Origin of the sequence: Pseudomonas sp. Q11 (assembly GCF_024494355.1) — a bacterium.
GTDB lineage: Bacteria > Pseudomonadota > Gammaproteobacteria > Pseudomonadales > Pseudomonadaceae > Aquipseudomonas > Aquipseudomonas hefeiensis.
Map to the genome: position 1 here is coordinate 67,910 of NZ_JAKNQY010000029.1, position 11,317 is coordinate 79,226.

At 58.5% G+C, this 11,317-nt stretch carries 11 protein-coding genes and 1 pseudogene; 8 read left to right on the forward strand and 4 right to left on the reverse strand.

Going from position 1 to position 11,317, the window contains the following annotated elements:
• Positions 1-160 precede the first annotated feature (160 nt).
• The 3 genes from MA884_RS23905 to MA884_RS23915 are packed head-to-tail and all read left to right on the forward strand — an operon-like array spanning position 161 to position 2,797.
• On the forward strand, positions 161-1,600 hold the full coding sequence (locus MA884_RS23905; RefSeq protein ID WP_256232826.1) for a cytochrome ubiquinol oxidase subunit I: 1,440 nt from the start codon (positions 161-163) through the stop codon (positions 1,598-1,600).
• A gap of 3 nt (positions 1,601-1,603) precedes the next feature.
• A complete protein-coding gene (gene cydB, locus MA884_RS23910; RefSeq protein ID WP_256232827.1) occupies positions 1,604-2,611 on the forward strand; it encodes a cytochrome d ubiquinol oxidase subunit II in 1,008 nt (335 codons plus the stop codon).
• 21 nt (positions 2,612-2,632) lie between these two features.
• Positions 2,633-2,797 (forward strand): DUF2474 domain-containing protein, encoded by a 165-nt coding sequence (locus MA884_RS23915; protein ID WP_256232828.1) that lies wholly within the window; start codon positions 2,633-2,635, stop codon positions 2,795-2,797.
• Positions 2,798-2,818: 21 nt separating this feature from the next.
• On the opposite strand, the gene MA884_RS23920 is transcribed toward MA884_RS23915, so the two are convergent.
• Positions 2,819-3,958, reverse strand: coding sequence for a class I SAM-dependent methyltransferase (locus MA884_RS23920; protein WP_256232829.1), 1,140 nt, complete (start codon positions 3,956-3,958; stop codon positions 2,819-2,821).
• Positions 3,959-4,141: 183 nt separating this feature from the next.
• Positions 4,142-4,855: an autoinducer binding domain-containing protein gene (locus MA884_RS23925; protein WP_256232830.1), complete on the reverse strand. Its 714-nt coding sequence runs from the start codon at positions 4,853-4,855 to the stop codon at positions 4,142-4,144.
• Between the two features lie 292 nt (positions 4,856-5,147).
• Between MA884_RS23925 and MA884_RS23930 the strand changes: the two genes are divergently transcribed.
• The gene (locus tag MA884_RS23930; protein ID WP_256232831.1) at positions 5,148-5,924 is read left to right on the forward strand and encodes a ferredoxin--NADP reductase; all 777 of its coding nucleotides are present in this window, start codon (positions 5,148-5,150) and stop codon (positions 5,922-5,924) included.
• 53 nt (positions 5,925-5,977) lie between these two features.
• Here the strand turns inward: MA884_RS23930 and mscL are convergent, their stop codons facing one another.
• On the reverse strand, positions 5,978-6,391 hold the full coding sequence (mscL, locus tag MA884_RS23935) for a large-conductance mechanosensitive channel protein MscL (protein ID WP_256232832.1): 414 nt from the start codon (positions 6,389-6,391) through the stop codon (positions 5,978-5,980).
• 283 nt (positions 6,392-6,674) lie between these two features.
• On the opposite strand from mscL, the gene katB reads away from it, so the two are divergent.
• The 3 genes from katB (at position 6,675) to radA (ending at position 10,481) form a co-directional block, all read left to right on the forward strand.
• The gene (katB, locus tag MA884_RS23940) at positions 6,675-8,216 is read left to right on the forward strand and encodes a catalase KatB (protein WP_256232833.1); all 1,542 of its coding nucleotides are present in this window, start codon (positions 6,675-6,677) and stop codon (positions 8,214-8,216) included.
• 148 nt (positions 8,217-8,364) lie between these two features.
• Entirely contained in the window at positions 8,365-8,916 is a 552-nt protein-coding gene (locus MA884_RS23945; protein ID WP_371134813.1) for an ankyrin repeat domain-containing protein, read from the forward strand.
• Between the two features lie 197 nt (positions 8,917-9,113).
• On the forward strand, positions 9,114-10,481 hold the full coding sequence (gene radA / locus MA884_RS23950; protein WP_256232834.1) for a DNA repair protein RadA: 1,368 nt from the start codon (positions 9,114-9,116) through the stop codon (positions 10,479-10,481).
• Positions 10,482-10,626: 145 nt separating this feature from the next.
• Here radA and MA884_RS23955 read toward each other — a convergent pair whose 3' ends face one another.
• The gene (locus MA884_RS23955) at positions 10,627-11,001 is read right to left on the reverse strand and encodes a PilZ domain-containing protein (protein ID WP_256232835.1); all 375 of its coding nucleotides are present in this window, start codon (positions 10,999-11,001) and stop codon (positions 10,627-10,629) included.
• Between the two features lie 161 nt (positions 11,002-11,162).
• Between MA884_RS23955 and MA884_RS23960 the strand changes: the two are divergent.
• Positions 11,163-11,317 (forward strand): annotated as a pseudogene (locus MA884_RS23960) (carbon starvation protein CstA); the annotation flags it as partial.

Sequence of the window (11,317 nt, forward strand, 5' to 3'; positions counted from 1 at the left end):
TCAATACCCTCCGGGGCCTTGGGCTGGCGGCCATCCGGCCACGTTCCTGCGTTGTGACGGTTTAAAAAAAGAACGATTTGAAAAGCATCGCACTCCATATCCCTGGAGGTTGTGATGCAAGCCCCGCCCGCAGCCGGTTTTACCTGACAGAGGAAGACTTATGTTCGGTTTGGAGGCGCTCGATCTCGCCCGAATCCAGTTCGCGTTCACCATCTCGTTCCACATTCTGTTCCCGGCCATCACCATCGGCCTGGCGAGTTACCTGGCGGTACTCGAAGGCTTGTGGCTCAAGACCCGGGACGACACCTACCGTGACCTTTACCACTTCTGGTCGAAGATATTTGCCGTCAACTTCGGCATGGGGGTGGTATCCGGATTGGTCATGGCCTATCAGTTCGGCACCAACTGGAGTCGTTTCTCTGACTTCGCCGGCTCGGTCACCGGGCCGCTGCTGACCTACGAAGTGCTCACGGCGTTCTTCCTCGAAGCGGGTTTCCTCGGTGTGATGCTGTTCGGTTGGAATCGCGTCGGGCGCGGCCTGCATTTCTTTTCCACGGTCATGGTGGCGATCGGTACGCTGATCTCGACGTTCTGGATCCTGGCCTCCAACAGCTGGATGCAGACCCCGCAGGGCTACGAAATCATTGATGGCCGAGTCATTCCGGTGGACTGGCTGGCGGTGGTGTTCAATCCCTCATTCCCTTATCGGCTGCTGCACATGTCGACGGCGGCGTTTGTTGCCACGGCGTTCTTTGTCGGCTCGTCGGCGGCCTGGCACTTATTGCGTGGTCGCGATACCCCGGCCATTCGCCGCATGCTGTCGATGGCGATGTGGATGGCATTACTGGTGGCACCGATACAAGCGGTCATCGGCGACTTCCATGGCCTCAACACCCTCAAGCACCAACCGGCGAAGATTGCGGCCATCGAAGGCCACTGGGAAAACGTCGGCAATGAACCAACCCCGCTGATCCTGTTTGGCTGGCCGGACATGCAGGCGGAAAAAACCAAATACGCCGTGGAAATTCCTTACCTGGGCAGCCTGATCCTGACCCACAGCCTGGACAAGCAGGTACCGGCCCTCAAGGAGTTCCCGCCTGAAGACCGACCGAACTCGACCATCGTGTTCTGGTCGTTCCGGATCATGGTGGGCCTGGGGCTGCTGATGATTTTCACCGGCCTGTGCAGTCTCTGGCTGCGCCGCAATGACCGGCTCTACCAGTCCCGACCCTTTCTTTACATGGTGCTGTGGATGGGGCCGTCGGGCCTGATTGCGATCCTGGCGGGCTGGTTCACCACCGAGATCGGCCGCCAGCCCTGGGTGGTCTACGGCTTGATGCGCACAGCCGATGCATCGTCCGGCCACAGCTTTGCGCAGATGAGTATCACCCTGGTGTTGTTCGTCGTGGTGTATTTCGCGCTGTTCGGCGCGGGTCTGAGCTACATGATGCGCCTGGTGCGCAAAGGGCCGGAAGCCCATGAAGACGAGCCGGCCGATGGCGGCCCTGGTCAGAAACGTACCCCGGCCCGTCCCTTGTCGGCCGCCGACGATGGCGACGACGAAGTGGACTATAACGACAGCTCGCACAAGGGGAATTGAGTCATGGGTATTGATCTTCCGCTGATCTGGGCCGTGGTCATCATCTTCGGCATCATGATGTACGTGATCATGGATGGCTTTGACCTGGGGATCGGCATTCTCTTCCCCTTCATCAAGGGCGAGCGTGACCGCGACGTGATGATGAACACTGTGGCGCCGGTCTGGGACGGTAACGAAACCTGGCTGGTGCTGGGCGGCGCGGGCCTGTTCGGAGCGTTTCCGCTGGCTTATTCAGTGGTGCTTTCGGCGCTGTACCTACCGTTGATCCTGATGCTCATCGGCCTGATCTTCCGGGGCGTGGCCTTTGAGTTTCGCTTCAAGGCCAAGGCTGACAAGCGCCATCTGTGGGACAAGGCGTTCATCGGCGGCTCGCTGACGGCCACCTTCTTCCAGGGGGTCGCGCTGGGGGCGTTCATCGATGGCTTCGAAGTGGTCGATCGCCAGTTCGCCGGCGGCTCGCTGGACTGGTTTACACCGTTCACAGTCTTCTGTGGCCTGGCCTTGATCGCCGCCTACGCCTTGCTCGGCTGTACCTGGCTGATCATGAAAACCGAAGGCAAGTTGCAGGAGCAAATGCACAACCTGGCCAGGCCGCTGGCGTTCGGGGTGCTGGCGGTGATCGGCATCGTCAGTATCTGGACCCCGCTGGCCCACGCTGATATCGCGGCGCGCTGGTTCACCCTTCCGAACCTGTTCTGGTTCCTGCCGGTGCCGATCCTGGTGCTGGTGACCATGTACGGGTTGTTCCGCGCGGTGGCCCGCAATGCCAATTACACGCCATTCATCCTTACCCTGGTGCTGATCTTCCTCGGTTACAGCGGCTTGGGTATCAGCTTGTGGCCGAACATCGTGCCGCCGTCCATCTCCATCTGGGATGCGGCGTCACCGCCCCAGAGCCAGGGGTTCATGCTGGTCGGGACGTTGTTCATTATTCCTTTGATCCTGGTGTACACCTTCTGGAGTTACTACGTGTTCCGCGGCAAGGTGACCCATGACGACGGCTACCATTGATTGACCAGAGAGGCGTTGAACATGGCCAAGCCTGATTTGAAAGACATCGAAGCGGCTGAAAAGAAGCCGCTCTGGCAGCGGCTTGGCTGGCTGTCGCTGATTTGGGCCGGCAGTGTGCTGGCGCTGTTTATCGTCGCCAGCCTGATGCGGATGTTCATGAATGCCGCGGGCCTGACCACCCATTGATTTTCCCGGGGCAGGGTTAAATTATTTGCGGGCCTTGAGGATGACGAATTTCGGGGTCGCGGCCACTTGTTCGACCCCCCGGAACAACCGCGCCAGTTTGCTGTGGTAGCCCAGGTGCCGATTGCCGACGATGTACAGCGCGCCGCCGACCACCAGCGCTTCGCGAGCCTGTTGAAACATCCGCCAGGCCAGGAAGTCGCCCACCACCTGCTGTTGGTGGAAGGGTGGATTACACAGCACCACGTCCAATGACTGCGCCTCTTGCCCGGCCAGGCCATCCCCAGCCCGTATTGTCACCTCGCGCTCGCCCAGGGCGGCGCGCCAGTTCTCGGCGGCCGACTGCACGGCCATGTACGACTCATCCACCAGGGTGTAATGGGCCTCGGGGTTCTGCAGGGCGCTGGCGATGGCCAGTACACCGTTGCCGCACCCCAGGTCCGCGACGCGGGCGGTGCCCAGGTTCTTTGGCAGGTGCGGCAGCATTGCCCGGGTGCCGATGTCCAGGCCTTCGCGGCAGAACACATTGGCGTGGTTACGCAGTTCGATCTTCGGTTCTTCCAGCCAATAGCGAGTGGGGTAGGGCGATACGGCCGGTACACGATTTTGTGGCGAGAGCGCTTCTGGCGTGGCGATCAACAACCGGGCTTTTTTCACTGCCAGCGAGGCCTGCACCGGGCCAACGTAACGCTCCAGCAGGTCGCCAGCGGCCCGGGGCAGATGCTTGACCATCGCTGCGGCAATCACCTGGGCGCCGGGTGCCAATTGGCCTTGCAGGCGAATCAGTTGTTCTTCCAGCAGTGCCAGGGTTTTCGGCACTTTGATCAGGACGCGGTCGAAAGGTCCGGTCAACGCTTCACTCGCCGGCAAGGTCGACACCGCATCGAAGGGCAGGCCGTTGCGCACCAGGTTTTTCTCCAGCGCGTGCAAGGCCAGGTACGAGTCGCTGCTGCTGATGACGTCAACCTTGCCGGCAAGGCTCGCCGCCAGGGCACCAAAGCTGTCATTGAGGACCAGGACCCGGGTATTGGCGAGGGGCTGTTGCTCGGCCAGATGTGCAAGCAGGTATTCGTCGGCTGCGTCGAAGGCTTGCAGTGGTTCGTTCTGCTGTTCGGGTTGGCGGATCAGGTCGAGTAGGGCGAAGGGACTGTCGAGCAAGGGCATGGCTGGGGACTCTGGAAATCAACGAATGTCCCGCTGCCCCCGGGGCAGGTGTCTCAGCGGGACCGCCTGAATGAACTGCGTCGCGTGCTGGGTGCGTCATCATTCAAGTGGAGCCGTAAATGGTACGTTTTTTTGCTGTGCATTACTCGCGGGTTTTTCAGGCCGGTAAGAGCGCCGCCCGGTTCAGATCACGTGGATGTGGGCCGCCTTGGCTACCGCTGAGATTTTGTTGTTGACGTTCAGCTTTCGCATGCAACTGCAGACATGGAAATTCACGGTGCGCTCGGAGAGGCAGAGGATCCTGCCCACTTCCGAGGCCGTCTTGCCTTCGGCCGACCACCTTAATACTTCAATCTCTCTGGGTGATAAATGACATTTTTGTGTGGTCGCGGCGGCGTCAGCCAGTTTTTTGCTGGCCAGCGCATGCAGTCTTTGACTGGCGAAAATGGCATAGCCGAGATTTCCATAATGCTCTTCGATATCAATGGGGCAATGACTTCGAGCGAGGCTGAAGAGGCTGCAATGTGTGCCTTGATCGTCATGAACAGCTTGGGTCCAGCCGAATTTGAGTCCCTGTCGATTAAGTTCGCGCCATAACTTGGGCGCCTGGGCAAAAACATGTTCATTCCACAGGATAGGTAGCGGTGATTGATTGCAATGTGCTACTAGTGGGTCTTTCGAGGCATACCCATTCTGTTCATACAACCGGTCCCATCCATAGGGATAATTATTCAGGTTCACCTTACTGGTGTATTTCTCGGGGCTACCGGAGTAAGCCGAAAATGCGCAGTATTCAAAACCTTGATTGTTAAAGAAATTGAGAACCAGACGATAGGCCGTCTGCAAGTCTTTTTCGCAGGACAACTTCCTCAGCTGTAAGTCCTTCCACTTGTCCATTGCTCTCTCCTGGTTTGGCATTCAGGGGTGGATCCAATCCATGATGCGAAGATCAGTGTAGGACTATTCTTAACCTGTAGTTGGAATTTTTATATTTGCTTACAAGTGTGGATATGTAAGGTGCGCCCCCCTGAAGTTGCTTCTTGATACGGCGAGGCTTAGTTTGTACAACTTTCGTAGAGGGTGTGGCAGTCAATATCGTCACTTATGCCTAAAGTGCCACTACTGATCGTCAGTGGTTAATGTGCCCACTATGCGGGACACTGTGATCCTTGTCTCATTGGAGTGGCTCATGATCGACAGCTCAGAGAAGTTCACCTGTCAAACCTTGCTTGATGTGCAGCCAGTGACACCTCACTTGTTTACATTGCGTACCACGCGGGACCGCGGTTTTCGTTTTCGGGCGGGTCAGTTTGCCCGGCTGGGGGTCGAAAAAGCCGATGGCACCATCGTTTGGCGAGCGTATTCCATGGTGTCGTCGCCGTTCGATGACTTCCTCGAATTTTTCTCCATTGTCGTTCCGGATGGCGAGTTCACCAGCGAACTTAGCCGGCTGCAGCCAGGCGACAGCCTGCTGGTGGATCGCCAGGCCTTTGGCTACCTGACGTTGGATCGCTTCGTTGATGGTCGCGATTTGTGGCTGTTGTCCACGGGCACGGGCGTCGCGCCGTTTCTTTCGATTCTCCAGGATTTCGAAGTATGGGAAAGATTCGAGAGGATCATCCTGGTGTACAGCGTCCGCGAGGCACAGGAGTTGGCGTATCAGGACCTGATCAAAGGGTTGACCCAGCGCGACTACCTGGCCGAGTACGCTCATAAGTTTCGGTTTATCGCGACGGTCACCCGTGAGCAGTACCCTGGTGCGCTCAGCGGACGAATCACGTCGCTGATCGAAAATGGCGAGTTGGAAAGGGCGGCTGGCATCGAGCTGACGCCGGAACATTCGCGGGTGATGTTGTGCGGCAATCCGCAGATGATTGATGACACGCGCAAGCTGCTCAAGGCCAGGGGCCTGCAACTGAGTCTCACCCGTCGGCCGGGTCAGGTGGCCGTGGAAAACTATTGGTAGAAAATGCGCCTGTGGCGAGGAGATAAATCCTACGCTACAGGCGGCGAATTGAGTCAGGGCCTTTCGTTCTGGGCCTTGAGCAGGTCGCGAATTTCGCCCAGTAACAGTTCTTCCTTGGTCGGTACCGGTGGAGCGCTGGGGGCAACGGCCTCTTCGCGCTTGAGGCGGTTGATGGCCTTGACGCCCATGAAAATGGCGAACGCCACAATGATGAAATCAATCGTGCTTTGAATAAACTTGCCATAGGCCAGAACCACCGCAGGCGCATCGCCTTGTGCCGCCTTGAGGGTGATGGCCAGGTCGCTGAAGTCCACTCCGCCGATCAAAAGGCCGATCGGAGGCATGATGACGTCGCCAACGAATGACGAAACGATTTTGCCGAAAGCAGCACCGATGATGATCCCGACGGCCATGTCGACGACATTGCCTTTGACCGCGAAGGCCTTGAACTCGTTAATCACGCCCATGAGTTGTTCCTTGTGACAGATGAGGTTGATGGTGGCAGTGTAAATCAGCCAAACGCGTCCCGCTCGAAACACGTGCTTTCAAAGCTTCAGTTATCGACTCGGGCCGGGCTGAAAAGTTTACAAAGTGCCATCAATCGCGCGTGATACGCGGTCCCAAGCCGATTCCCTACAAGGATTTTTCTATCGGACCGGTGCGGCATTTCTATTTAGGTTTTCCTTTTTCGAGCACTAGCCTCTGCAAGGCGCACATGGATGCGCTCTATAACACCAGAGGAAAACGCCTATGAACATTTCCCTTGGCGGCGGGACTTTCCCCCATCGCCGTGCCTTTTTTGTGCTCACCGCCAGCCTGCTGTCCTTTTCCGTCAACGCGGCCACCCTGACCCGCGATAACGGTGCGGCCGTGGGCGACAACCAGAACTCGCAAACAGCCGGTCCCAACGGACCGACCTTGTTGCAAGACGTGCAACTGATCCAGAAGCTCCAGCGCTTCGACCGCGAACGCATCCCCGAGCGCGTGGTGCATGCAAGAGGAACCGGCGCCCATGGCACCTTTACGGTCACCGACGACCTCAGTGACTTGACCAAGGCCAAAGTCTTCGCCGCAGGCCAGGCCACGCCGGTGTTCGTGCGTTTTTCTGCCGTTGTGCATGGCAACCATTCACCGGAAACCCTGCGAGACCCCCGTGGCTTTGCCACCAAGTTCTACACGGCCGAGGGTAACTGGGATCTGGTGGGTAACAACTTCCCGACTTTCTTCATTCGCGATGCCATTAAGTTTCCAGACATGGTCCATGCCTTCAAACCCGATCCACGGACCAACCTGGACGATGACGCCCGCCGTTTCGATTTCTTTTCACATGTGCCTGAAGCAACGCGCACGCTGACCGAGTTGTATTCCAATTCCGGTACGCCAGCCAGTTATCGTGAAATGGACGGTAACGGTGTACATGCCTACAAGTTGGTGAACGCAAAGGGTGAAGTTCGCTACGTAAAGTTTCACTGGAAAAGTTTGCAGGGCCTGAAAAATCTCGATCCGAAAGAAGTTGTGAAAGTTCAGGGGCAAGATTACAGCCATATGACTAACGATCTGGTGAGTCATATTAATAAGGGCGACTTTCCGAAATGGGACTTGTATGTTCAGGTGCTGAGCCCGCAGGACCTTTCAACGTTTGATTTCGATCCTCTGGACGCGACCAAAATCTGGCCGGGTGTGCCTGAACGCAAAGTCGGGCAAATGGTTTTGAACCGTAACCCGGCGAATGTTTTCCAGGAAACCGAGCAGGTGGCGATGGCGCCGGCCAATCTTGTTCCGGGTATCGAACCTTCGGAAGATCGTCTGTTGCAGGGGCGGGTGTTCTCCTATGCCGATACGCAAATGTATCGAGTGGGGCCCAACGCGCTTCAGTTGCCCATCAATGCGCCGAAGACGGCGGTCAACAATGGCAACCAGGACGGCGCGATGAATTCGGGCGCCACCAGCACTGGCGTGAATTATCAGCCGAGCCGCCTGATGCCTCGCCAGGAACAGCCAACGGCGCGCTACAGCCAGACCGCGCTGACTGGCAGTACCCAGCAGGCGAAGATCCAGCGTGAGCAGAACTTCAAACAAGCCGGTGATCTCTACCGCTCTTTCAACCAGAAAGAGCGCAATGACCTGATCGAAAGCTTCGGTGGGTCGTTGGCGACCACTGATGACGAGAGCAAACACATCATCCTGTCGTTCCTCTACAAGGCTGACCCTGAGTACGGTACTGGCGTGGCCCGTGTCGCCAAAGGCGATCTGGCCCGGGTCAAGGCACTGGCGGAAAAGTTGAGCGACTGATCCACAGCCTGGCAAGTGCATCACCTGTGGGAGCAAAGCTTGCTGGCGAAGCAGGCGCTGCGACCTGAAGCCTGACCGAGTCGTCTGCATCGCGGGCAAGCCATGCTCCCACAACCCTGCATCTACAGCCTTGCGCCAAGGAGACGTCATGCTGCGTAACTTGCTGTTTTCGATGCTCGCAACCTGGTCATTGAGCGTATGGGCCGATCAGCCCGTGCCCACCGACCCGGCTGCTGTACAAGAGCAGTTGCAGAACTATTATTTCGATGCCGCCCGCCAAGGCGACGGGCCGATGCTCGAGACCTTTATCGAGGCCGGTTACTCGCTCAACACCCAGGATGAAAAAGGCTACACCGCGTTGATTCTGGCGGCCTATCACGGCCATGGCGCTGCGGTGGAACGGCTGCTGGCCGCTGGCGCCGATGCCTGTGTCCAGGACAACCGTGGCAACACGGCACTGATGGGCGCCATTTTCAAGGGCCAAGTGCAGATCGCGCGTCGTTTGTTGTCCACCGATTGCAACCCGGACCAGCGCAACGGCGCCGGACAGACAGCTGCGATGTACGCCGGCCTGTTCAAACGTGTCGAGCTGCTCGATGCCTTGGCGGCCAAGGGGGCGGACCTGCAGGCCCAGGATCCGTTGGGCAATACCGCGGCAAATCTGGCCAACGGTGAAATCAGAATGCCGGCCCCGCGCTAGTGGCCTGTGTGGCCAGTTCTGTCAGCCCAACTTCGGCGCCAGAAGCCCATATCCTGCGTTGCTGTTCCTTGCCATAGCGGGCTATGACTCGTCACAGCGCCTTGGCTATGAACTCCTGGCATCCGCATTTGAGCTAACGAACTGGCCGTACAGGCCACCGACTGAGCTATCATCGCGGTTTTTATTCCGGAGTTCAGATGGCCAAGGCAAAGCGCATGTATGGCTGCACCGAGTGCGGCTCGACCTTTCCCAAATGGGCCGGCCAGTGCGGTGAGTGCGGTGCCTGGAACACCTTGACCGAAACCATGGTGGAAAGCGGCGGTGCGGCGGCGCCCACGGGTCGCACGGGCTGGGCCGGTCAGCAGGCGCAAATCAAGACCCTGGCCGAAGTCAGCGTCGAAGAAATTCCGCGTTTTTCCACCGCCTCCGGCGAGCTTGACCGTGTATTGGGCGGTGGCCTGGTGGACGGTTCGGTCGTGCTGATTGGTGGGGATCCGGGCATCGGCAAGTCCACCATCCTGCTGCAAACCTTGTGCAGCCTGGCCACGCGCATGCCGGCGTTGTACGTCACCGGCGAGGAATCCCAGCAGCAAGTCGCTATGCGAGCCCGGCGTCTGGGGCTGCCCCAGGATCAACTGCGGGTCATGACCGAGACGTGCATCGAAACCATCATCGCCACGGCCCGCCTGGAGAAACCCAAGGTCATGGTGATCGACTCGATCCAGACGATTTTCACCGAACAACTGCAATCGGCGCCGGGCGGGGTGTCTCAGGTGCGTGAAAGCGCGGCGTTGCTGGTGCGCTACGCCAAGCAGAGTGGCACGGCGATTTTCCTGGTGGGTCACGTCACCAAGGAAGGTGCGCTTGCAGGCCCGCGAGTGCTGGAGCACATGGTTGACACCGTGTTGTATTTCGAGGGCGAGTCCGACGGTCGTCTGCGTTTATTACGGGCCGTGAAGAACCGCTTCGGCGCGGTGAACGAACTGGGTGTGTTCGGCATGACCGACAGAGGCCTGAAAGAAGTCTCCAACCCTTCGGCGATTTTTCTCACACGCGCCCAGGAAGAAGTGCCGGGCAGCGTGGTCATGGCGACCTGGGAAGGCACCCGGCCGATGCTGGTGGAGGTGCAGGCGCTGGTGGATGACAGCCATTTGGCGAACCCGCGCAGGGTCACCCTGGGGCTGGATCAGAATCGGCTCGCCATGCTACTGGCCGTCCTGCATCGACACGGTGGCATTCCTACCCACGATCAGGATGTTTTCCTCAACGTGGTGGGCGGCGTCAAAGTGTTGGAAACCGCGTCTGACCTGGCGTTGATGGCGGCGGTCATGTCCAGCTTGCGCAATCGGCCGCTGCCCCATGATCTGCTGGTGTTCGGTGAAGTGGGGCTGTCGGGGGAGGTCCGGCCGGTGCCCAGCGGACAGGAGCGACTCAAGGAGGCGGCCAAGCACGGTTTCAAACGCGCCATCGTGCCCAAGGGCAACGCGCCGAAGGAAGCGCCTGCCGGGTTGCAGATTATTGCCGTGACCCGCCTGGAGCAGGCGTTGGATGCGTTGTTCGAATAACGCTGGCAATTGTGAAAGGGGTTTATGTGGGAGCAAAGCTTGCTCGCGATGCAGACGACTCGATTTTGAAAGGCCGCATCGCTGCCATCGCGGGCAAGCCTTGCTCCCACATCGATCCTCTCGCTACGCAGGACCTGCGGCGTATTTAAATCTGGACCAACGCCGCCAATTCCCGCTCCAGCTCATCATGGTCGCCCAGGTTCAACTCCACCAGCCGGCGCAGATGTTCGATGGAAGCCAGGTCGATATGCTCGCAGACGAAGCCTAGGTGACCGTGATCGTCGTGGCGCAACCGGACTTCCATGCGCACGGTCACGGCTTTCTCTTTCTCTTTGTCTTCGCTCAGATGAATAACCGCGATGAAGAGTTCCTCGGGATTGCCGAGCCAGGGTTCGGGCTTTTCGATCAGCAGACCTTTGAGAGATACGTCCAGCAACTTCACCGGCCAGGTGAAGGGCCCCTGACTCAGCTCGGTCCTGGCATGGAACTCGATTCGTACGAAGCGGCGGCGTTCGCTCATTACGTATTCCTTTCTGGAGATTGATTGACTATAGACCCAACTGGCGCGCCATTGTCACCGTTCGGTCGGCGACAGACGAACGTCCCAGGGGTGGCCTTTATGTCCGTTAGCGCTAAACTCCGTTGGCTGTCTTTCTTGTCCACCCTGGCCGGAATATAAAAATGACAAACAATAATAGCCTGCTGCGCCACATACCCTGGCTACTGCTGGCCGTCGTAGGAGCGAGCGCCCTGGGCGTCGTGGCATTGCGTCGGGGGGAGGCGATCAACGCCCTCTGGATCGTCGTCGCAGCCGTGGCCATCTACCTGGTCGCCTA